Origin of the sequence: Massilia eburnea (assembly GCF_050709955.1) — a bacterium.
In the GTDB taxonomy this organism is placed as follows: Bacteria; Pseudomonadota; Gammaproteobacteria; order Burkholderiales; family Burkholderiaceae_D; genus Rugamonas; species Rugamonas eburnea_A.
On the sequence record NZ_JBNZFX010000032.1, the window covers coordinates 206,941 to 228,273 of the forward strand.

The 21,333-nt window shown below is 59.8% G+C and carries 25 protein-coding genes; 17 read left to right on the forward strand and 8 right to left on the reverse strand.

Annotated elements, in window-relative coordinates; translation table 11 throughout:
• Positions 1–288: 288 nt before the first annotated feature.
• The 6 genes from ACQ4MM_RS19395 to ACQ4MM_RS19420 all read left to right on the forward strand — a co-directional run bounded on the left by ACQ4MM_RS19395 (position 289) and on the right by ACQ4MM_RS19420 (position 6,023).
• Positions 289–687, forward strand: a complete 399-nt coding sequence (locus tag ACQ4MM_RS19395) for a barstar family protein (protein WP_431478882.1) — start codon at positions 289–291, stop codon at positions 685–687.
• Positions 688–767: 80 nt separating this feature from the next.
• Positions 768–1,376: a phosphoribosylglycinamide formyltransferase gene (gene purN / locus ACQ4MM_RS19400; protein ID WP_431479055.1), complete on the forward strand. Its 609-nt coding sequence runs from the start codon at positions 768–770 to the stop codon at positions 1,374–1,376.
• Positions 1,377–1,391: 15 nt separating this feature from the next.
• Complete coding sequence (locus tag ACQ4MM_RS19405) at positions 1,392–2,687, forward strand: RsmB/NOP family class I SAM-dependent RNA methyltransferase (protein WP_431478883.1); 1,296 nt, start codon at positions 1,392–1,394, stop codon at positions 2,685–2,687.
• Positions 2,688–2,803: 116 nt separating this feature from the next.
• Positions 2,804–4,069 carry a mechanosensitive ion channel family protein gene (locus tag ACQ4MM_RS19410; protein ID WP_431478884.1) on the forward strand — a complete coding sequence of 422 codons (1,266 nt, stop codon included), beginning with the start codon at positions 2,804–2,806 and terminating at the stop codon, positions 4,067–4,069.
• Between the two features lie 92 nt (positions 4,070–4,161).
• Positions 4,162–5,358: a DesA family fatty acid desaturase gene (locus ACQ4MM_RS19415; protein WP_431478885.1), complete on the forward strand. Its 1,197-nt coding sequence runs from the start codon at positions 4,162–4,164 to the stop codon at positions 5,356–5,358.
• A gap of 182 nt (positions 5,359–5,540) precedes the next feature.
• Positions 5,541–6,023, forward strand: a complete 483-nt coding sequence (locus tag ACQ4MM_RS19420) for a hypothetical protein (protein WP_431478886.1) — start codon at positions 5,541–5,543, stop codon at positions 6,021–6,023.
• A 45-nt stretch (positions 6,024–6,068) separates the two neighbouring features.
• On the opposite strand, the gene rpmG is transcribed toward ACQ4MM_RS19420, so the two are convergent.
• The 3 genes from rpmG to radC form a co-directional block, all read right to left on the reverse strand.
• Positions 6,069–6,239, reverse strand: coding sequence for a 50S ribosomal protein L33 (gene rpmG / locus ACQ4MM_RS19425; RefSeq protein ID WP_028101815.1), 171 nt, complete (start codon positions 6,237–6,239; stop codon positions 6,069–6,071).
• 11 nt (positions 6,240–6,250) lie between these two features.
• A complete protein-coding gene (gene rpmB / locus ACQ4MM_RS19430; RefSeq protein WP_008451488.1) occupies positions 6,251–6,487 on the reverse strand; it encodes a 50S ribosomal protein L28 in 237 nt (78 codons plus the stop codon).
• Positions 6,488–6,603: 116 nt separating this feature from the next.
• Positions 6,604–7,278, reverse strand: a complete 675-nt coding sequence (radC, locus tag ACQ4MM_RS19435) for a RadC family protein (RefSeq protein ID WP_431478887.1) — start codon at positions 7,276–7,278, stop codon at positions 6,604–6,606.
• A 148-nt stretch (positions 7,279–7,426) separates the two neighbouring features.
• On the opposite strand from radC, the gene ACQ4MM_RS19440 reads away from it, so the two are divergent.
• The 6 genes from ACQ4MM_RS19440 to ACQ4MM_RS19465 all read left to right on the forward strand — a co-directional run bounded on the left by ACQ4MM_RS19440 (position 7,427) and on the right by ACQ4MM_RS19465 (position 12,617).
• Complete coding sequence (locus ACQ4MM_RS19440) at positions 7,427–7,870, forward strand: FKBP-type peptidyl-prolyl cis-trans isomerase (RefSeq protein ID WP_431478888.1); 444 nt, start codon at positions 7,427–7,429, stop codon at positions 7,868–7,870.
• Positions 7,871–7,875: 5 nt separating this feature from the next.
• Positions 7,876–8,826 carry a 4-hydroxy-3-methylbut-2-enyl diphosphate reductase gene (ispH, locus tag ACQ4MM_RS19445; protein ID WP_431478889.1) on the forward strand — a complete coding sequence of 317 codons (951 nt, stop codon included), beginning with the start codon at positions 7,876–7,878 and terminating at the stop codon, positions 8,824–8,826.
• Positions 8,827–8,958: 132 nt separating this feature from the next.
• On the forward strand, positions 8,959–9,888 hold the full coding sequence (locus ACQ4MM_RS19450) for a branched-chain amino acid ABC transporter permease (protein WP_431478890.1): 930 nt from the start codon (positions 8,959–8,961) through the stop codon (positions 9,886–9,888).
• A 13-nt stretch (positions 9,889–9,901) separates the two neighbouring features.
• Positions 9,902–11,113, forward strand: a complete 1,212-nt coding sequence (locus ACQ4MM_RS19455; protein ID WP_431478891.1) for an ABC transporter permease subunit — start codon at positions 9,902–9,904, stop codon at positions 11,111–11,113.
• A gap of 11 nt (positions 11,114–11,124) precedes the next feature.
• A complete protein-coding gene (locus tag ACQ4MM_RS19460; RefSeq protein WP_431478892.1) occupies positions 11,125–11,895 on the forward strand; it encodes an ABC transporter ATP-binding protein in 771 nt (256 codons plus the stop codon).
• Positions 11,895–12,617 carry an ABC transporter ATP-binding protein gene (locus ACQ4MM_RS19465; RefSeq protein ID WP_431478893.1) on the forward strand — a complete coding sequence of 241 codons (723 nt, stop codon included), beginning with the start codon at positions 11,895–11,897 and terminating at the stop codon, positions 12,615–12,617. Before ACQ4MM_RS19460 ends, ACQ4MM_RS19465 begins: the two co-directional genes overlap by 1 nt.
• Positions 12,618–12,678: 61 nt before the next feature.
• Here the strand turns inward: ACQ4MM_RS19465 and ACQ4MM_RS19470 are convergent, their stop codons facing one another.
• From ACQ4MM_RS19470 to phaP, 4 genes are all read right to left on the reverse strand, one after another.
• On the reverse strand, positions 12,679–13,632 hold the full coding sequence (locus tag ACQ4MM_RS19470; protein ID WP_431478894.1) for a threo-3-hydroxy-L-aspartate ammonia-lyase: 954 nt from the start codon (positions 13,630–13,632) through the stop codon (positions 12,679–12,681).
• 12 nt (positions 13,633–13,644) lie between these two features.
• Positions 13,645–14,637, reverse strand: a complete 993-nt coding sequence (locus ACQ4MM_RS19475) for an ornithine cyclodeaminase family protein (RefSeq protein WP_431478895.1) — start codon at positions 14,635–14,637, stop codon at positions 13,645–13,647.
• Positions 14,627–15,259: a helix-turn-helix transcriptional regulator gene (locus ACQ4MM_RS19480; RefSeq protein ID WP_431478896.1), complete on the reverse strand. Its 633-nt coding sequence runs from the start codon at positions 15,257–15,259 to the stop codon at positions 14,627–14,629. Before ACQ4MM_RS19480 ends, ACQ4MM_RS19475 begins: the two co-directional genes overlap by 11 nt.
• 169 nt (positions 15,260–15,428) lie before the next feature.
• Positions 15,429–15,986 carry a TIGR01841 family phasin gene (phaP, locus tag ACQ4MM_RS19485; protein ID WP_431478897.1) on the reverse strand — a complete coding sequence of 186 codons (558 nt, stop codon included), beginning with the start codon at positions 15,984–15,986 and terminating at the stop codon, positions 15,429–15,431.
• Between the two features lie 232 nt (positions 15,987–16,218).
• Between phaP and ACQ4MM_RS19490 the strand changes: the two genes are divergently transcribed.
• The 3 genes from ACQ4MM_RS19490 to ACQ4MM_RS19500 all read left to right on the forward strand — a co-directional run bounded on the left by ACQ4MM_RS19490 (position 16,219) and on the right by ACQ4MM_RS19500 (position 18,984).
• A complete protein-coding gene (locus tag ACQ4MM_RS19490) occupies positions 16,219–17,079 on the forward strand; it encodes a DMT family transporter (RefSeq protein ID WP_431478898.1) in 861 nt (286 codons plus the stop codon).
• Positions 17,080–17,088: 9 nt separating this feature from the next.
• Positions 17,089–17,784, forward strand: a complete 696-nt coding sequence (locus tag ACQ4MM_RS19495) for a nitroreductase (RefSeq protein ID WP_431478899.1) — start codon at positions 17,089–17,091, stop codon at positions 17,782–17,784.
• Between the two features lie 153 nt (positions 17,785–17,937).
• On the forward strand, positions 17,938–18,984 hold the full coding sequence (locus tag ACQ4MM_RS19500; protein ID WP_431478900.1) for a serine hydrolase: 1,047 nt from the start codon (positions 17,938–17,940) through the stop codon (positions 18,982–18,984).
• On the opposite strand, the gene ACQ4MM_RS19505 is transcribed toward ACQ4MM_RS19500, so the two are convergent.
• Positions 18,969–19,751: an IclR family transcriptional regulator gene (locus tag ACQ4MM_RS19505; protein ID WP_090441755.1), complete on the reverse strand. Its 783-nt coding sequence runs from the start codon at positions 19,749–19,751 to the stop codon at positions 18,969–18,971. The two genes, ACQ4MM_RS19500 and ACQ4MM_RS19505, sit on opposite strands and share 16 nt — an antisense overlap.
• Positions 19,752–19,838: 87 nt before the next feature.
• On the opposite strand from ACQ4MM_RS19505, the gene ACQ4MM_RS19510 reads away from it, so the two are divergent.
• On the forward strand, positions 19,839–20,222 hold the full coding sequence (locus ACQ4MM_RS19510) for a diacylglycerol kinase (RefSeq protein WP_431478901.1): 384 nt from the start codon (positions 19,839–19,841) through the stop codon (positions 20,220–20,222).
• Between the two features lie 93 nt (positions 20,223–20,315).
• Positions 20,316–21,329, forward strand: coding sequence for a sulfate ABC transporter substrate-binding protein (locus ACQ4MM_RS19515; RefSeq protein ID WP_431478902.1), 1,014 nt, complete (start codon positions 20,316–20,318; stop codon positions 21,327–21,329).
• Positions 21,330–21,333 lie beyond the last annotated feature (4 nt).

A 21,333-nucleotide genomic window follows, 5' to 3' on the forward strand; every position in this document is an offset into this window, starting at 1 on the left:
CTTTTTGGCAGTTCGCTTTGGTTTAATGGGAATTGCACGCCTAAATAGTAACGCCAAGGCTTGTATCCTTGGGGGAAGTAAGGCAACAAAATGTAACCCCATGCTTTTGGGTTAATATGGTAAGTTTTTAACAAAACTTGCGTTAGGACTCACTTTCGGGTTGATTCATAGAGTACAACACGTTACCCTTATGGCGTGGAATCAGATTGACAGGGAGAAACGAAAGCTCCGGCCCCGGCGCATTGACCCGCCTACGGCTTGTATTTGATAGGTCGATTTGAGGGAAAGATGAGTTTGTTGATAACTGTGCCGCCTAATTTAGTCCAGTCTATTCGCGCTTTCCGCGTGGCAGAGCTGCAGGACGAGGCAGCGCGCCTGGGGCAGCATTTCTTGTATGCACATTGCCATGCCGGCCTGACCAAGCAGCAAGTCCTGGGCATTATTGCCGAGTCTTTCCATATCCCTAAACCGCATGCCAAGAATTTCGACGCACTGCGCGAAACCCTGACCGAAACCATGGCCAAGGCCGGTGAGCAGGCCGGTTTCCTGGCCGTGCTCGAGCAGTTGCCAAACACGCAAAAATTTGACCGTGAAGCACGCGAGTGCCTGCTGGATGTGTTCCGCGATGCGGCTGATTTCTGGGCCGAGAAGAAAGTCCCGTTCCGCGTCTTTTACTCCTTCGAGTAGCCTTCATTCCCCACTTGCATAGCTTGCTGCAGGGCAGCATAATGTCGCGTTGGCTCGCCTGAGCAGGTACAATGGCGGCCATGAAAAACATCGTCATCCTCATTTCCGGACGCGGAAGCAATATGGAAGCGGTGGTCCGTGCAGCCCAGGCCGAACAGTGGCCAGCGCGCATCGCCGCCGTCATCAGCAATAAGGCGGACGCCAAGGGCCTCGAATTTGCGGCCCAGCACGGCATCCCGACCGCCGTAGTCAGCAACAAGGATTACCCTAGCCGCGAAGCATTTGATGCTGCGTTGCAGGAAGTCATTGACGGCTTCAAGCCCGATCTGGTGGTGCTGGCCGGTTTCATGCGCATCCTGACGCCGGGCTTTGTCAGCCACTACGAGAACCGCATGCTGAACATCCACCCGTCGCTGCTGCCGCTGTTCCCAGGATTGCATACGCACGAGCAGGCGCTGGCATCCGGCGAATCCACGCATGGCGCCACCGTGCACTTCGTGACCGCAGAGCTGGACCATGGCCCGCTGGTGGACCAGGTGTCGGTGCCGATCTTGCCGGGCGATACCGCCGATGGTTTGGCGGCGCGTGTACTGGAACAGGAATGGGTCATGTACCCGCGTGCTATCCGCTGGTTCGTCGAAGGCCGTTTGCAGGTCGAGGATGGCAAGGTCACGATTGACCGCAACTAATTAAGAAAGAACATCATGCGTTTGCCACCATATATCCTCACCAGCGCCGAGAACGTGCTGCGTGAAATCATGCGCTTTACCGCGCCCGCCGACACCACCTTGTCGTTCTTCTTCAAAGCGCACCCGAAGCTGGGAGGCCGCGAGCGCGGCGCCATCGCCGAAGCGGTGTACGCGGTATTGCGTAACAAAGCCTTCTTCAGCGACCGCGCGGAAGCCGGGGTGGCCGGAGGCGCTACCATGCGCCGCCTGGTGCTGCTGGGCATGGCCGATGCGGTCGGCATCGACGCGCTGCCGGGCCTGTCGGAAGACGAATCCGAATGGCTCAAGCGCCAGCTGGAAATCGACCGCTCGCTGCTGCACAAATCGATGCGTGCCAACATGCCGAAATGGCTGTTCGACAAGCTGTCCGCCCAGTACGGCGAAGAGGAAACCCTGGCCCTGGCCGATGCGCTGAACACCCCGGCGCCGCTGGACCTGCGCGTCAACGCCATGAAGAGCGACCGCGATGCGGTGATCGCTGAACTGGCGACTGCACCGATCGTCGCCGAGCCGACCCCGTTCTCGCCGCTCGGCCTGCGCCTGCGGAAAAAGCCGACGCTGCAAAACCTGCCGCTGTTCAAGTCCGGCGCCATCGAAGTGCAGGACGAAGGCAGCCAGCTGCTGGCCCAGATCCTCGGCGCCAAGCGTGGCGAGATGGTGGTCGACTTCTGCGCCGGTGCCGGCGGCAAGACGCTGGCGCTGGGCGCGCAGATGCGCAATACCGGCCGCCTGTACGCGTTTGACGTGTCCGAAAAGCGTTTGGCGAAACTGAAGCCGCGCCTGGCGCGCTCCGGCCTGTCGAACGTGCACCCGGTGGCCATCGCGCACGAACGGGACGCCAAGGTCAAGCGCCTTGCAGGTAAGATCGACCGCGTGCTGGTGGACGCGCCATGCTCCGGCATGGGCACGCTGCGCCGCAACCCGGACGTGAAATGGCGCCAGGATGAAAGCGCGATCGGCGAATTGCACGAGAAGCAGGTCTCGATCCTGGACGGCGCGGCGCGCCTGGTCAAGGGCGGCGGCCGCCTGGTGTATGCCACCTGCTCGCTGCTGGAAGAAGAGAACGACGCGGTCGCCAAGCAGTTCATCGAAACCCATCCGGATTTCGAGCTGGTGCCGATGTCCCAAGTGCTGGCGGAGCAGAAGATCGCCAACCTCGAGATGGGCGACTACCTCAAGCTGCTGCCGCACAAGCACCAGACCGACGGCTTCTTCGCCGCCGTGTTCGAACGCAAGCCAATGGCCAAGCCGGTCAAGGCTGACGAAGAGTAACAGCCGAGCCCGTGTCCCGTTTGGGGTGTGACCCCAAGGTGACCCCAAGGTGTGACACGGGCTGAACCATAGGAGTAAGTCGAACGATGCCGTTGGCGAATTTGCTGAATGATCTGTTGGGTGATCTGCGTGATCCGGGCCTGATGTGGCAGGTGGGCGCGATCGTGGTGTCCGTCTTGCTGGGTTGGACCTTGTCGCGTTTCCTGTGGCGCGGCGTGAAGGCGCGTACCGCAAACAATCATGTGGCGCGCTTTGGCGTGGAGAGCTTCGGCCGCGTGATCGGCCCGCTGGCGATCGTGGTGCTGCTGTGGACTTCGCAGAAGATGCTGGGCCGCTTCCACCTGCACACCAACCTGTTCAACTTGGCGTTGCCGATCTTCAGCTCGCTGGCGGTGATCCGCTTCGGCTTCTATCTGCTGCGCCGCGTGTTCGCGCGCGGCGGCGTGGTGGGCGAGGGCATGCAGAATTTCGAGAAGGCCTTCCAGCTCCTGGTGTGGCTGGCCTTTGTGCTGTACATCACCGGTTTCTACCAGGATGTGTTCGCCTTCCTCGACGATACGCTGATCCCGCTCGGCAAGCACAAGGTGTCGATCGCCACCATCTTGCAGGCGGCCGTCTCGGTGGTGGTGCTGCTGTTGCTGGCGATGTGGGCTGGGGCGGCGCTGGAAGAGCGCTTGATGAACCTGCATACCATGCACTCCAATCTGCGCGTGGTGATTGCGCGTATGGGGCGCGCCGTGCTGATCCTGGTTGCGGTGCTGGTCAGCCTGTCGCTGGTGGGCATCGACCTGACCGTGCTGTCGGTGTTCGGCGGCGCGCTGGGCGTCGGCCTCGGCTTGGGTTTGCAGAAGATCGCCAGCAATTATGTGTCGGGCTTCATCATCCTGCTCGATCGCAGCCTGACCATCGGCAATGTCATCACGGTCGACAAGTACAGCGGCCAGGTTACCCAGATCAATACCCGGTATACGGTGCTGCAGGGGACCGATGGCGTGGAAGCCATCGTGCCGAACGAGATGCTGGTGTCGGGGGCGGTGCAGAACTCTTCGCTGTCCAATCCGGCCGTGGTGATCGTCACCCGCGTGACGGTCGGCTACGAGAGCGACGTCGACTTCGTGCTCAAACTGATGGAAGACGCGGCCCTCTCGATCGAGCGTGTCATGAAAGACAAACCGCCTTCGGGCATGCTGCAAGCGTTCGGCGCCGACGGCCTGGAACTGGCGCTGGCGTTCTGGATCGCCGACCCTGAAAATGGCCGCGGCGGCGTGACCTCGGATGTCAATCGGGCAATCTGGAAGTCCTTGAAACAAAACGGAATTTCTGTACCGTTCCCGCAACGCGAGATCCGCCTGGTCGGCGCTCTGCCGGAGCCGTCTGCCTAAAAAATAATCAGTTCCTACGGGAAATCCTTCCGCTAATCACCTACGAATGCGCGTACAATTGCGTGTATTCGGAATCCTCATTTGGAGTTGTAATGGATTTAAGCGCAGTTCTCGATTTCATCAGCAATGGCGTGACCGGCCTCAGTGCCTGGGCAACGGTTGGCGTGACGCTGATCCTGACCCACATCACCATTGCCAGCGTGACGATCTTCCTGCATCGCCACCAGGCGCACCGTGCTTTGGAACTGCACGCGATCCCTTCGCACTTCTTCCGCTTCTGGCTGTGGTTGACCACCGGCCAGGTGACCAAGGAATGGGCTGCCATCCACCGCAAGCACCACGCCAAGTGCGATACCGAAGAAGATCCGCATAGCCCGGTTACCAAGGGCATCAAGAAAGTGTTCTGGGAAGGCGCCGAGCTGTACCGCGCTGAATCGAAGAACCAGGAAACCATGGAAAAGTATGGCCATGGCACGCCGGACGACTGGATCGAGCGCAACCTGTACAGCAAATTCAGCTGGCAAGGCGTGGCGCTGCTGCTGATCCTTGACTTCATCCTGTTCGGCGCCAAGGGTATTACCGTGTGGGCCGTGCAGATGCTGTGGATCCCGGTGACCGCCGCCGGCATCATCAATGGCATCGGCCACTGGTGGGGCTACCGCAACTACGACTGCGCCGATGCAGCCACCAACATCATCCCTTGGGGCATCATCATCGGCGGCGAAGAACTGCACAACAACCACCACACCTATGCGACTTCGGCCAAGCTGTCGTCCAAGTGGTATGAGTTCGACATCGGCTGGGGCTACATCCGCGCCATGGAAATGATTGGCATGGCGAAAGTGAAGAAGATGCCGCCGAAGCCTAAGTTCGACCCAGCCAAGGTGAAAGCCGACTTCGAAACCCTGCAATCCGTGATCGCCAACCGTTACGATGTCATGGCCAAGTACGCCAAGTCGGTCAAGCACGCCTGGAAAGAAGAACTGGCGCAACTGAAGGACAAGTCGCAGCTGGAATCGCGCTTCCCGAAATCTGCCCGCAAGCTGCTGCAGCGTGAGCCAGCCAAGCTGGAAGCTCCGCAAAAACAGCAGCTGGTGGAACTGTTCCAGCATTCGAAAGCCCTGGAAACCATGCACACGATGCGTGTTGAGCTGGGCATGCTGTGGGAGCGTTCGCACTTCAGCCGCGATGAGCTGGTGCAGAAGCTGCAAGACTGGTGCGAGCGCGCGGAAGCTTCCGGCATCAAGTCGCTGCAAGAGTTCTCGATGCGCCTGCGCAGCTATGCTTAAGCATCGTTGACCTGGTAATAAGACGGCCCTTCGGGGCCGTTTTGTTTTTGCGGGAAGGAATTCGATGTCGACGATGTGTTACCAAAATACCTCGATGGATGGGATGGCGCGCAATTCGTGTTGGCGTGGCTTCCTCCTTAGGAGTATGCTATTTCCATGAATCAACATTTGAGGAGATTGCAGTGAAATGGTGGATTTTTCCGCTGGCGATGATGCTGGCGGGCAGCGCCCAGGCCGGCGCAAGCTGGATCATCAAACCGGAAGGGTTGGGGCCTTACAAGGTCGGCGCCCGCTATGAGAACCTGGGCAAGACCTTTGGCGGCCTGGAGGCCGACAAGGACATCACCCTGGACAAGGTATGCCGCGTGGCACGTTCCAAGCGCTACCAGAATGTCGAAGTGACCTTTGTGAAAAAGGTGGTAGTCCGCGTTGACGTGGCAGGCGGCTTTGGCACCGAACGTGGCGTGCGCATCGGCGATCCGGCAATCAAGCTGCAGCGTGTGTATGGCGACGCAGTGAAGCCGCATCCGGAACATGCCGACTGGCTGATGGTGGAAACGGGCGACCGTGAGCTGGCCATCCGCTACATGATGCATGAGGGGAAGGTAGCGGCGATCCACGCCGGCAAGCGCCTCCAGCTGCAAACACTGGAAGGCTGCAAATAAAAAAAACCGCCCTGAGGGGCGGTTTTTTGTTCGAACCGAGATCGATTACTTGATCTTGGTTTCCTTGTACATCACGTGCTTACGTGCTTTAGGATCGAACTTCATGATTTCCATTTTGGAAGGCATGGTGCGCTTGTTCTTGGTCGTGGTGTAGAAGTGACCAGTACCAGCGGTCGATTCCAGCTTGATCTTGTCGCGGCCAGTTTTTGCCATGATTCAGCTCCCTATTAAACTTTCTCGCCACGTGCACGCATGTCGGCCAGGACGGCGTCGATGCCGACCTTGTCGATTACGCGCAGACCGGCGTTAGACAGACGCAGGGAGACCCAGCGGTTTTCAGATTCAACAAAAATACGACGGTTCTGCAGGTTAGGCAGGAAACGACGCTTGGTTTTGTTGTTTGCGTGGGAAACATTGTTGCCGACCATCGGCTTCTTCCCAGTTACTTGGCAAACACGTGCCATGGCACACTCCTTGAATTACTTCCGAATTGGAAAAACAAGAGTATATGGAAATTTCTCAAGATTTTCAAGCACTTGCGAAAAACAATTGTGTCAAACATTAACTCAAAATTTAACAATTAGATTTGCCCATGTTCGGCGAAGGAATGCACCTGGTGCCCGGCGACGACAAAGTGGTCCAGGATGCGTATGTCCACCAGGGCCAGCGCCTGTACCAGCGCCCGTGTCAGCAGCACATCCGACTCGCTGGGCGCGGGTGACCCGGACGGGTGGTTATGGGCCAGCATGACGGCGGCGGCGTTGCGCGCCAAGGCTTCCCTGACCACTTCGCGCGGATAAACGCTGGTATGGGTCAGCGTGCCGCGAAACAATTCGCAGGCTTCGATCAGGCGGTTTTTCACGTCCAGGAACAGGACGTGGAAGGATTCGTAGGGCTGGCCGGCCAGCGACAGGCGCAGGAAGTCCTTGACTGCGTGTGGCGAGGACAGCTCTGCGCCCGCTGTCATCTCTTCTGCGATCGCACGGCGTGCCAGCTCGATCACAGCCTGGAGCTGGGCGTATTTGGCGGCACCGAGCCCGGGCACGGCTGTGAAATCGGCGCGGCTGGCGTGGATCAGGGCGCGCAGCGAGCCGAAGCGCCCCAGCAGGTCGGTTGCCAGCGCCACCGCGTCTTTGCCGGGAATGCCTACCCGTAGGAAAATTGCCAATAATTCAGCATCGGACAGGGCATGCGGCCCCGCTTTTAACAATCGCTCGCGTGGGCGCAGTTGTTCCGGCCAGTCTGAAATTGCCATGGTCACCTCCGTCGCCCATTATCTGGCGCGAGCGGGAACGGCAATTTGCGCTGGGTCAGGTTTTATGCAGGGCAGGGAGGGGGCTGCCGCGCCGTGGCTTCGCCCGATGGCTTACAATAGCGTTTTGCCTGTCACCAGAGTTGTTTCCATGTCTAACGTTGTCACCGCTTCGGCTTACCTCACCCTGCATTACCGCCTCGCCTCCATGGATGGCACCAATATCGTTTCCACCTTCGAAGGCAACCCTGCCACGTTGATGCTGGGCCAGGGCCAGTTGGCGCCGAACCTGGAAGCGCTGCTGATCGGCCTGCCTGAGGGTACGCACAAGGTGTTCGAATTGGCAGCGGGCGAAGGCTTCGGCCCGCGCAACCCGGACCTGGTGCAAGCCGTGTCCCGTGCTACGCTGGAAGAAAATTCCGCCCCGGACAATGAATACAAGATCGGCGACCTGGTCGACTTCAACGCACCCAAAGGCGGCCGCTTCGCCGGCGTGTTGCGCGAACTGCGCGACGACGTTGCCATCTTCGACTTCAATCACCCGCTGGCTGGCCAGCCGGTGAAGTTTGAAGTGAACCTTATCTCTGTGCTGTAAAGAACATGGACAAAGAAATTCTCCTCGCCCAGCCGCGCGGTTTCTGTGCCGGCGTTGACCGCGCCATCGAGATCGTCGAACGCGCATTGCAGCAGTTCGGTGCGCCGATCTACGTGCGCCACGAAATCGTGCACAACGCCTATGTGGTGGAAGACCTGCGCGCCAAGGGCGCCATCTTCATTGAAGAGCTGGACGATGTCCCGGCCGGTAACACCCTGGTGTTTTCCGCGCACGGCGTGTCGAAAGCGGTGCGGGCCGAAGCGGAAGCGCGCGGCCTGTCGATCTTCGACGCCACTTGCCCGCTGGTGACCAAGGTGCACGTGGAAGTGGCCAAGATGCGCAAGCAGGGCTGCGAGATCATCATGATCGGCCACGATGGACACCCGGAAGTCGAAGGCACCATGGGCCAGACCGACGAGGGCATGTACCTGGTCGAAACGGTGGGCGACGTGGCCGGCTTGCAGGTCAAGAACCCTGAGCAAGTGGCCTATGTGTCGCAAACGACACTTTCCGTCGATGATACGGCACAAATCATCGAGGCCCTTAAGGCAAAATACCCGAATATTATTGAGCCGAAAAAAGGCGACATCTGCTACGCCACCACCAACCGCCAGGAAGCCGTGAAATTCATGGCGCCGCAGGTGGAAGTGGTGATCGTGGTCGGTTCGCCGAACAGCTCCAATTCGAACCGCCTGCGCGAAGTGGCGGAGAAGAAGGGCACCCCGGCGTATATGGTGGACAACGCTTCCCAGATCGATCCGGCCTGGCTGGAAGGCAAGCTGCGCTTCGGCGTCACGGCTGGCGCGTCGGCGCCGGAAGTGCTGGTGGACGCGGTCATCAACCGCCTGAAGGAACTGGGCGCGAAGAGCGTGCGGATCCTGGATGGCGTGGAAGAGGCGGTCACTTTCCCTCTGCCCAAAGGCCTTGAGGGCGGAAAAAACAACGGCATCCAGTAATAATTTGGTAAAACGCGGATTTTCCACGATTAGTTTTTCGGAAACCTCGCTATTATGGCGAACGCTTCCAAACGGCGGCACCACGAGGGCAACCTTGGGTGCCGTTTTTTATAGTTCTTAAGGGCATACTCGATGGATACTTTTATCCAACAAATTCTTAACGGCCTGGTGCTGGGCAGTATGTATGCGCTGGTCGCCCTCGGTTATACGATGGTGTACGGCGTGCTGAACCTGATTAACTTCGCGCATGGCGACGTGCTGATGATCGGCGCGATGATCGGACTCTCCATCCTGAATTTGTTGGGCGTGTATGCGCCGGACCTGCCGGGATACATGCAGCTTGGCATTGCCATCATCGGCGCCATCCCGGCCTGCATGATCGTAAACATCGTGATCGAACGCATTGCCTACCGCCGCCTGCGCAACGCACCCCGGCTCGCTCCCCTGATTACCGCCATCGGCGTTTCCTACCTGCTGCAGACGTTTGCCATGATGATCTGGGGGCGCAACCCGCTGCCATTCCCGCAACTGCTGCCAACCGAGCCAATCATGGTGGGCGGCGCCGTGATCACCGTGACCCAGGTGCTGCTGCTGGTGCTGGCTGCGGTTTCGATGTTCGGCCTGGTCATGCTGGTTGAGCGCACCCGCATGGGCCGCGCCATGCGCGCCGTAGCGGAGAATCCGCGCGTCGCCGGCTTGATGGGAGTGGATTCGAACAAGATCATCGTCGCCACCTTCGCAATCGGCGCGGCGCTGGCTGCAGTGGCCGGCGTGATGTGGGGCGCGAACTATGCCTCCATCCAGTTTGCGATGGGCTTCATGCCTGGCCTGAAAGCCTTCTGCGCCGCGGTGCTGGGCGGTATCGGCAATATCTACGGCGCCATGATCGGCGGTATCGTGCTGGGTATTATCGAAGCGCTGGGCGCCGGCTATATCGGCGAACTGACCGGTGGTTTCCTGGGCTCGCACTACCAGGACATCTTCGCCTTCATCGTTCTGATCCTGGTGCTGACGGTGCGTCCGTCCGGCATCATGGGCGAACGCGTGGCCGACCGCGCCTGATGGGGATGTGAATATGCTGACTTTCGACATTCAAAAAAATCCAAAGCAGGCCTACATCAGCATGGCGCTGCTGCTGGCCGCGTTGATTATCTTCCCGTTCGCGGCCGCGCCATTCGGCAATTCGTGGGTGCGTATCGCCGACCTGGCGCTGCTGTACATCATGCTGGCCGTGGGCCTGAATATTGTGGTGGGCTTTGCCGGCCTGCTGGACCTCGGCTACATCGCATTCTATGCAGTAGGCGCTTACATGACCGGCCTGCTGGCATCGCCGCAATTCGCGACCGTGCTGGAATCGCTGATCAATATGCATCCCGCCTTTGGCGAGGCGCTGGCAGCCTTGCTGGGCGAGGATATCCGCACCAACGGCATTCATTTGTCCGTATGGTTGATTGTGCCCCTGGCAGCAGCGCTGGCGGGCCTGTTTGGCGCGCTGCTCGGTGCCCCGACCCTGAAGCTGCGCGGCGACTACCTCGCGATCGTGACCCTGGGCTTCGGTGAGATCATCCGCATCTTCATGAACAACCTGAACGATCCGGTCAACATCACCAACGGCCCGCAGGGCATCAACCTGATCGACCCGATTCGCGTATTCGGCGTGAACCTGGCGGGCGAGCAAGGCTCGCGCGCCACGGTATTCATCGGCAGCTTCTCGATGCCTTCGGTGAATGCCTACTACTTCCTGTTCCTGGTGCTGACCATCGCAACCGTGTTCGTCACTTCGCGCCTGCAGCATTCCCGCCTGGGCCGCGCCTGGGTGGCGATCCGCGAAGACGAAATCGCGGCCAAGGCCATGGGCATCAATACCCGCAACGTGAAGCTGTTGGCGTTCTCCATGGGTGCCACGTTCGGCGGCGTGGCAGGCGCCATGTTCGCTTCCTTCCAGGGCTTTGTGTCGCCGGAATCGTTCTCGCTGACCGAGTCGATCGCTGTGCTGGCAATGGTGGTGCTGGGCGGCATTGGCCACATTCCAGGCGTGGTGCTGGGCGGCGCGCTGCTGGCGGCACTGCCGGAAATCCTGCGCCACGTGGTGGAGCCGCTGCAAATGAAATTGTTCGGCAAAGTGCTGATCGAATCCGAAGTGCTGCGCCAGTTGCTGTACGGCCTGGCCATGGTGGTGATCATGCTGACCCGTCCTGCGGGCTTGTGGCCATCGCCCAAGCATGAAGAGCGTCCCGATGCGGATGCCGACTCCAAGGGCCAGTCGACCGGCGTAATGGCTGCATGAGGTTAGTAGAGATGAGCGAACAAGTAATCCTGAATATCGAAGGCGTCAACAAACGCTTCGGCGGCCTGCAGGCGCTGACTGACGTGCGCATCACGATCAACAAGGGCCAGATTTACGGCCTGATCGGCCCGAACGGCGCCGGCAAGACCACATTCTTCAATGTGATCACCGGCTTGTACCAGCCGGATACCGGCACCTTCGAGCTGGCCGGCAAGCCTTACTCGCCGTCCGCCCCGCACGCGGTGGCCAAGGCCGGCATTGCCCGCACCTTCCAGAACATCCGCCTGTTCGGCGAAATGACCGCACTGGAAAACGTGATGGTGGGCCGCCATGTGCGCTCGCACCAGGGTGTGTTCGGTGCGGTGTTCCGCCACAAGGCAGCACGCGAAGAAGAAGCTGCAATCCGCAAGCGCGCGCAGGAACTGCTGGACTTCGTCGGCATCGGCCAGTTTGCCAGCCGCACTTCCAAATACCTTTCCTACGGCGACCAGCGCCGCCTCGAAATCGCCCGTGCACTGGCCACCGACCCGCAGCTGCTGGCGCTGGATGAACCGGCGGCCGGCATGAACGCGACCGAGAAGCTGGCGCTGCGCGAGCTGCTGGTCAAGATCAAGAACGAAGGCAAGACCGTGCTGCTGATCGAGCACGATGTGAAGCTGATGATGGGCCTGTGCGACCGCATCAGCGTGCTGGAATACGGCAAGCTGATTGCTGAAGGCTTGCCAGCCGAGATTCAAAGCAACAAAGCAGTGATTGAAGCCTATCTGGGAGGAGCGCACTGATGGGCGCCAATGTTCTGAAAGTTTCGGGCCTGAAGGTCGCATACGGCGGCATCAAGGCAGTCAAAGGCATCGACCTGGAAGTCAACGAAGGCGAACTGGTTACCCTGATCGGTGCCAACGGCGCCGGCAAGACCACTACGCTCAAGGCCATCACCGGCACCCTGCCGCCATGCAAGGTGGAGGGCACCGTATCGTATATGGGCCAGTCGCTGAAAGGCTCGCAGTCTTTCCACCTGGTGGAGAAGAAGCTGGCCATGGTGCCGGAAGGGCGTGGTGTGTTCACCCGCATGACCATCACCGAAAACCTGATGATGGGCGCCTACACCATGAACGACAAGGCAGCGATTGCTGCCGATATCGAGAAATGGTTCGGCGTGTTCCCGCGCCTGAAAGAGCGCGCCGCGCAGCTGGCAGGTACGCTGTCCGGCGGCGAGCAGCAGATGCTGGCAATGGCGCGCGCGCTGATGTGCCATCCGCACTTGCTGCTGCTGGATGAGCCTTCGATGGGCCTGTCGCCGATCATGGTTGAAAAGATCTTTGAAGTGATCCGCGACGTGCACCAGCAGGGCATCACCATCCTGCTGGTGGAGCAGAACGCCAAGCTGGCGCTGCAAGCAGCCAACCGCGGCTACGTCATGGAATCCGGCGCGGTCACCATGACCGGCATTGCGGAAGACATGCTGCACGACCCGCGCGTCAAGGCCGCCTACCTGGGCGAGTAATACTGTCGAGCCCGTGTCACACTTCGGGTGTGACCCCAAGGTGTGACACGGGCTCGGCCGTTTATGCGAGCAGGGCGGCGAAGCGCTCGATGTCGATGTTGCCGCCGCTGATCAGCACACCTACGCGCTTGCCTCGCAGCTCTTTCTTCATCTTGCGTGCTGCTGCGAAGCCAAGGCAGCCGGTCGGCTCGACCACAATCTTCATGCGCGAGGCGAAGAAGCGCATGGCGTCGACCAGTTCCGCATCGCTGACGGTCAAAATGTCGTCCACTTCGCGCTGGATGATAGGGAAGGTCAGCGTGCCCAGGTGCTGCGTCTGTGCGCCGTCGGCGATGGTCTTTGGCGTATCGATATGCACGATTGAACCGCTGCGGAACGATTGCTGGCCGTCGTCGCCGGCTTCCGGCTCCACCCCGTACAGCTTGCACTTCGGCGACAGCGCGCGGGTCGCCAGTGCGGAACCTGACAGCAGGCCGCCGCCGCCGAGGCAGACGAAGAAGTAATCCAGTTCGCCCACTTCCTCGAACAATTCTTTCGCTGCTGTGCCTTGGCCGGCAATCACGTCCGCATGGTCGTAAGGCGGGATCAGGGTCATGCCTTTTTCCTCGGCGAGCTGACGGCCGATGGCTTCGCGGTCTTCCTTGTAGCGGTCATACGTCACCACATTGCCGCCGTAGCCGCGCGTAGCGGCGATTTTCGATGCCGGTGCATCTTCAGGCATGATGATCGTGGCCGGGATGCCCAGCAGCTTTGCCGACAGTGCAATCGCCTGCGCGTGGTTGCCGGAGGAGAAAGCCACCACGCCGGCCTTGCGCTGCGCTTCGTTGAAGCGCGAGAGGGCGTTGAAGCCGCCACGGAACTTGAAGGCGCCCATGCGCTGCAAGTTCTCGGCCTTGAAGAAAATTTCCGCTCCCAGTTCTTCGTTGGCGGTGCGGGAGGTCAGCACTGGCGTGCGGTGGGCATGGCCTTCAATACGGTGGGCTGCGGCGACGATGTCTTCGTAAGTGATGCTCATGGTTCTCCTTGCTTACCAGGGCCAGGCGATATTCTGGCCGGTGTTGTTGGCGAGGGCGCGTTCGTACAGCATGCGCACGGTGGTGAGGTCCTGCAGGGCAATGCCCGTCATATCAAAAATCGTAATGTCGTCGGCTGCGCGTGGCGCCGTTCCCGCGCCGGCGGCAAGCAGCTCACCAAGTTCTGTGGCGGGCAGTTCGTGGGCCCACTGCAGTTCGCCGATGTGCCGTGCCTGCGGCAGGTCGTCGGCCCATAGGCGGGCGCGTTGCAGCAGGCCGGCCGGCAATTCGTGCTTGCCCTGCGTGTCTGCGCCGACGGCGTTGATGTGCGTTCCAGCGCGTACTGCATCGGCGCTGAACAGCATGCTGTGGCCTGGTGTAGCGGTGATGATCACGTCCGAAGCGGCAACCGCTGCATCGGCGGCGGCAGTGCGCGCGCCTCCCGCCAGCGCTACGTCGCAGCGCCCCGCGAACAGTGCTTCGAATGCAGGCGCCTGGCGGCCGTCAGAGGTCACATAGCGAACGCGCTTGAAGGAGGGCAGGGCGTGCAGCGCATATTCCACGTGGCCGCGTGCCTGCACGCCGGTGCCGAACACGCACAATTGTTCACTATCGGCGCGTGCCAATAGTTGAAGTCCGAGCGCGCCTGCAGCAGCGGTGCGCGCCGTGGTGACCGCGTTGCCGTCAGCGATGCACAGCGGACGGCCGGTGCGCGGATCGATCAGGATGATGGTGGCCTGGTGTGCGTCGCCGCCAGCTTCTCGATTGGCTGGCCAGAAGCCTGCGGCCTTGAACCCAAGCAGTTCCTGCGAAGGCACATCGCCCGACTTGATGCCGAAGACTGCGCTGCCGGGAAGCTCTTCGCGTACCAGGGGGAAGACGCGAGCCGTACGTGCGGCGTGCAGGACAAAGGCTTCGCGCACGGCTGCCCGCACATCGTCCGGCTGCAGCAGCGCGGCGACGGCCTCGCGATCCAGCATCAGCAGGTGGGCGTCGTTATTTTGCATAGTTGTAGACCGTGGCGCGGGATACGCCAAGGTGGGCGGCGATGATTTCCATCGAGCGCCGCATCTCCAGCAAACCTGCGTCGCCCAGTTCGCGCAGCAGGGCGCGGCGGTCATCCGCTTTGAGCGCGCGTGGTGTGCGGGAGAGGCGTGCGGCGAATTGTTCAATATGGGCGCGGATGGCGTCGGCGCCTGCTGCAGGGGCGAGTGATTCGATGACTGCACCGGTCGGATCGACATTGCTGAACTGGCCCAGCATGGCTTGAAGGCTGCGGAACAGGTTCAGGTCAACGTTCATGCAGAGTGCGGCGATGTACTGGCCTTCGCTGTCCTTGATGCCGACCGAGGTGCTCTTCGCAGGCCGTCCGTCGGGGAAAGTGTTCGGGTAGTTGGCCAGCACTTGCGGGAAGGCAGGATCGGCAATGCGTGCCAACCCCAGTTCTGTCGCCGGCTCGCCGACTTGGCGGCCGGACAGGTTGTTATGGATCGCCAGCACGGCATGTCCCGGATCCAGGAGGTCATGCAGCACCACTTCAGTGAAGGGCGCCAGCGTGCGGCCAAGCCCTTCGGCCACATGCTTCATCTGGTCCAGCAGGTGCTGCTGCTCGGGAGTTCGTTTCATCATTGAGACAGATTATCTCGTTTTAGATGAAATGTAAACTTGGAGGCAAAAAAAGCCCCGGACTTTCTGCCGGGGCTTGGGAAGGACACCCGCTGAGAGGAAACCACGGATGCCGAGGAGACCTGGTACAGCGTTGCTTCATGGCCAGCCGCTAGGGCTGGCCGGGTATTGATTACTGCTTCTTGGCGGCGGTGGTGGCCACAGTGGTGAACTGGTTCACAGCTGCATTCACGTTGGCTTCGAAAGTTTCGGCAGCGGCCTTGGCGCTCTTGGTGAACTGCTCGTAACCGGCGTTGGCGTTGTTCAAGGCAGACTTGAACAGGGCAACGGCGCTTTCGCTGCCGGCTGGGGCGTTCTTGCTTACTTCGTCAACCAGCGAGATCACCTTGCGGTTGGTCTCGGCGATCTGCGACTCAGCTGCTTTGCTGAATTCAGCGCCGGTGCCGGAAGCGATCGATGCCAGGTGACGGCTGTAGGCGATGGCTTTTTCGGCAACTGGCTGGGCCTGGGCAGCGGACAGGGTGAAGAACTCTTGCGGGTCCTTGGCCGACAGCAGCTGACGGGTTGCGGCCGACGATTCTTCCAGCGATGCCTTGGCAGCGGTGATGTTCAGATCGACGAACTTCTCAACGCCTTCGAAGGCTTTGTTGGTCAGCGAAGAAAAGAGTGCGAATTGGCTTTCGAAGTTAGCCTTGGTGGCATTAGAAAACTGCTCAGGAATCGCAAACATTGGGACTCTCCAAATAAGTGAATTAGTCGTTGGAACTTGCTGCTTCTACAACGGAAAACAACGTATTGTGCAACGCAACAAAGGCGATTATCCGGGTTCAGGAATCAAAGTCAAGCGGTTTTTGTGCATTGCACAAAGTAACTAACCTATTGTCAGTAAAGGGTTTCTGGCTAGAAAAATCATAGCTATTGCTGCCAAGCAGGGTATTGATGCGCGGTGCTAGAATCGTTCGATGCGCTCCCTCTTTTCTCCTATCCCACTGTTCTTCGTCGTCCTTTGGAGTACCGGCTTTATTGTGGCGCGCTACGGCTTGCCCTATGCGCCTCCGTTAACCTTCCTGCTGCTGCGCTTCCTCGGTGTGCTGGCGATCCTCGCGCCGATCGTATTGCTGTTGCGTGCGCCATGGCCGAAGGGGAAGGTGGGGCATGTGGCTGTCGCTGGCTTGCTGCTGCAAGCGGGATACCTTAGCGGAGTCTGGTGTGCGATTAAACTGGGCATGCCGGCCGGCTTGTCGGCCTTGATTGTCGGCATGCAGCCTATCCTGACAGCCTTCGCGGCGCCCTTGATTGGCGAGCGGGTGCATCCACGCCAATGGATCGGACTGGCCTTTGGACTGGGCGGCGTAGCCTTGGTTGTTTACGCGAAGATCACATTGGTTGGCCTTAGTTGGCAGGCGATCGCGCTAGCGGCGTTCGCGCTGTTATCGATTACCACCGGCACGCTCTATCAAAAGCATTTTTGTCCCAAGTTCGACCTGCGCACCGGCACCGTGATCCAGTTCGCTGCCTCGTTCATAGTGGTGCTGCCGTTTGCCTGGCTGCTGGAAGACATGGGTTCGATCCAGTGGACGCCGCAATTCCTTGGCGCCTGGGCCTGGTCAGTGTTCGCCCTGTCCATCGGTGCGATCTTCCTCCTGTTTGCGCTGATTCGTCGCAGCGACGCGACCCAGGTCACCAGCCTTCTTTATTTGACGCCGCCCACTACCGCCATCATGGCCTGGGCCATGTTTGGGGAAGTCCTGAACTGGATGGGTATTGCCGGTATGGGGCTGGCGGTGATTGGAGTAATATTTGTGGTTAAGCAACCCAAATAGGCCACAACCATGATCAGCTCCTCAGCACAGCAGGCCGTCGACGCGGCCATCACCTCGCGCCGTTCGATTCGCGCCTTCCTGCCAACCCCGGTAGCGCATGAAGATATCGAAGCGATTCTCGAAGTGGCGTCCCGCGCACCTTCCGGCACCAACACCCAGCCGTGGAACGTCTACGTGCTGACTGGCGCCATGAAGGACGCCTTGTCTTCCAAGATCCTGGCCGCATATACAGATCCAGAACTGAACAAATTGCATACCGAGGAATATGCTTACTATCCGCGTGAATGGGTGTCGCCTTATATCGACCGCCGACGCAAAGTGGGCTGGGATTTGTACGCGCTGCTTGGCCTGACGCGGGAGAACAAGGTTGGCATGGCCGCCCAGCATGGCCGTAATTTTGAATTCTTCGGTGCGCCGGTAGGAATGATCTTCACCATCGACCGCATCATGGAGCAGGGCTCCTGGCTCGATTACGGAATGTTTTTGCAAAATATCATGGTGGCGGCACGTGGCCGCGGCCTCGACACCTGCCCCCAGGCCGCTTTTACCCAGTACCACCGCATCATCAGCGAGGTGCTGGGCCTGCCCGCCAGCGAAACTGTTGTATGCGGGATGTCGCTTGGTTTCGCAGATAGTGGCAAAATTGAAAACACGCTGGTAACGGAGCGCGAGCCGATTGCCAAATTTGTTAAATTTATGGAGTGAACAAGCTTCCGTTGTCGTCACGCGTCACTATAGGAAATGTGTATTGTGGGGCTGAAAACATTGGTGAAGAAAAGTTTGATTTAGCTTGCGCAGGAATCTTATTTTGCTACACTGCAACTAGCGATTCTGCTGTTTCACACCGGGGAATGACGAATGAACAAACTTGCTATCAGCGTGCTTGTGTCCTTGCTTTGTGCATCGGCTTCAATGGGATCTGCACAAGCGGCCGTCAAGAAAGCAGGTACCCGCTATGCCGCCCCGGCTGCGAAAACGCAGATGGTCAAGCGCACGATCAGTCTGCGTGGCCGTAACAAGATCGTTTACCAGCGCGTGACCAAGGTGGCGGACTTCAATCGTCCGACCATGGGCGACCTCGCTGGCCTGAACCTGGTGCGCGATCCGCTGGACCTGAAATCCAATGTGGCCCTGGTCCTGGACCAGGCCAATTCCGAAGTCCTGTTCGAAAAGAACGCCGGCGTAGCTTTGCCTATCGCCTCGATCACCAAGATGATGACCGGCCTGGTGGTGGTGGAAGCCAACCAGGACCTGGATGAACTGCTGACCGTGACCGACGAAGACGTCGATCGCGAGAAATTCAGTTCCTCGCGCCTGAAAGTAGGCGACCGCCTGACCCGCCGCAATATGCTGCACATCGCTCTCATGAGCTCGGAAAACCGGGCCGCATCGGCGCTCGGCCGCAACTACCCGGGCGGCTTGTCGGCCTTCGTGCAGGCGATGAACGAGAAGGCGCAGTCGCTGGGCATGGGCGACACCAACTATGTCGATTCCAGCGGCCTGTCCAAGATGAACGTGGCCAGCGCACGCGACCTGGCCAAGCTGGTGCAGGCTGCCTATGAGCACCCGATCCTGCGCGAATTCTCCACCGACCCGAAAGCCGTGGTGGAAAACAGCGGCCGTTCCGTCACCTTTGGCACCACCAACCGTTTGCTGGCGCCGAATTCCGGCTGGGAGATCGGCCTGCAGAAAACCGGCTTCATCAACGAAGCTGGCCGTTGCATGATCATGCAGGCAATGGTGGAAGGCCGCGCCGTCATCATGGTGCTGCTGGATGCCAAGGGCACCGCAGCACGCGTGGCCGACGCGACCCGCATGAAGAAGTGGCTGGCCGCGCTCAAGCCAACCTTCGGTGACAATGTCAGCGGCGCCAGCACCAGCGCCCAGTCTTACTCGGGTATGTAACCCAGGGTTGCGGAGATCTGGTTGGCAGTATTGACCAGGTCTTCCAGCCAGTCATCCTGCAGCCGGTCCGCCGGTGCGGAAATCGACAAGCCTGCCACCAGTTTGCCGGAATCGTCGCGGATGCCGGCCGCCATGCAGCGCACCCCCAGTTCCAGTTCCTCATTGTCGCGCGCATAGCCGCGCGCACGCACCAGGCTCAGCTCGCGCTCCAGGCGCGCCAGGTCGGTAATCGAATTCTTGTTGTGGCCAGCCAGCCCGGTGCGGGTGGCATAGGCGCGGATCGCCTTTGGTTCGTCGACCGACAGGAACAGCTTGCCGGTCGAAGTCAGGTGCAGCGGGCCGCGGGCGCCAATGGCGCGCACCACCTGCATGCCCGAGCGCTCGGAGTAAGCGCGGTCGATATAGACGATCTCGTCGCCCTGGCGCACCGACAGATTGATGGTCTGCTGCGTCTTCTTGTGCAGGGCGCGCATCGAGTCCAGCGCGGCTTCGCGCACGGACAGGCGGCTCTTCACCACATTCCCCAGTTCCAGCAGGCGCATGCCAAGGCGGTAGGTGCCAGGCTCGACGCGGTCGACAAAGCGGGTCACCACCAGGTCGTTCAGGATGCGGTGGGCGGTGGAAGGGTGCAGGCCCGAAACTTTTGAAAGTTCCTTCAGGCTGACCGGATCCGGATATTTTGCCAGGGCATCAAGCAGGGCCGTCATGCGGTCGATAACCTGGATCGTCGTTTTTGGTTCCTGCGGGGGCAGGGTTTCGCTTTTCATAATGTGGTTGGTGCAGTGCGGTATAGGCAGACTTATTTATACCATGATGTGAAAAAAATAGGAATTCTGTCGCTATAATCCGTGTCCATGGAACCTACTAGTGAATTTAAGAGCAAGAGCGGCCTGAAACGTATCTATTCGGCCTTTTTCTACTCCATCGAAGGCCTGCAGACCGCCATCCGTTCCGAGCACGCCTTCCGCCAGGAGCTGGTCGTATTCGTGATCGGCACCATCGCTGCACTGTTGTTGCCAGTTTCTGCTTTTCAGAAACTGGTGTTGATCGGTAGCATGGTCATCGTGCTGATCGTCGAACTTATCAATTCCGCAATTGAGGCCGTGGTGGACCGTGTTTCACTGGAGCGCCACCCTTTGTCCAAGAACGCCAAGGATTTTGGCAGCGCCGCTGTACTGTTGGCTTGCCTGCTGTCGGGGGCAAGCTGGGCTGTCGTGCTGGTCAATCGCTTCCTTTAATTACTTTCCGGTATAACGAACGTCGAAAGTATTCGTTCGTCTTTATATAAGAGGCAGTTAATCTGGCATCTCCAAACATAAAGGGGAAACCAGATGCTGTCCAAGAAACTGATTGCCGCTGCCTTGTTCGCCACCGCCGCAGTGGCGCAAGCAGCCGACGTGAGCTTGCTCAACGTCTCCTACGATCCAACCCGCGAGCTGTACCAGGACGTCAACGCCGCCTTCGCCAAGGAATGGAAGGCAAAGACTGGCGACAACGTGAAGATCAAGCAGTCGCATGGCGGCTCGGGCAAGCAGGCACGCGCCGTGATCGATGGCCTGGAAGCTGACGTGGTGACCCTGGGCCTGGCCTACGACATCGATGCAGTCGCCGAGCGCGGCCTGGTGGGCAAGGACTGGCAAAAGCGCCTGGCCCATAACGCCACCCCGTACAGTTCCACCATCGTGTTCCTGGTCCGCAAGGGTAATCCGAAAGCCATCAAGGACTGGAACGACCTGGTCAAGCCGGGCGTGGCGGTGATCACCCCGAATCCGAAAACCTCCGGCGGCGCACGCTGGAACCATCTGGCCGCTTACGGCTATGCCTTGCGCCAGCCAGGCGGCAGCGATGCCACCGCGCGCGAATTCCTGAAGAAGCTGTACAAGAATGTGCCGGTGCTGGATTCCGGCGCGCGCGGCGCCACCACCACCTTCGTGGAACGCGGCATCGGCGACGTGCTGATCGCCTGGGAAAACGAAGCCCTGCTGGCGATCAAGGAATTGGGCCCGGACAAGGTTGAAATTGTCGCGCCTTCCGTCTCGATCCTGGCCGAACCTCCGGTGGCCGTGGTCGACAAAGTGGTCGACAAGCGTGGCACCCGCAAGGTGGCCGAGGCTTACCTGAACTTCCTGTACACCGACCAGGCCCAGGCCATCATCGCCAAGAACTACTACCGTCCGAGCATCGAGAAGGAAGCGAAGAAGTATGCCGCTCAATTCCCGAACGTGAAGCTGTTCAAGATCACGGACGTCGCCGGCGACTGGACCACCGCACAGAAAACCCACTTTGCCGACGGTGGCGTGTTCGACCAGATCTACCAGCCTGGCGCGAAAGTCGCAGGCCAATAATCAC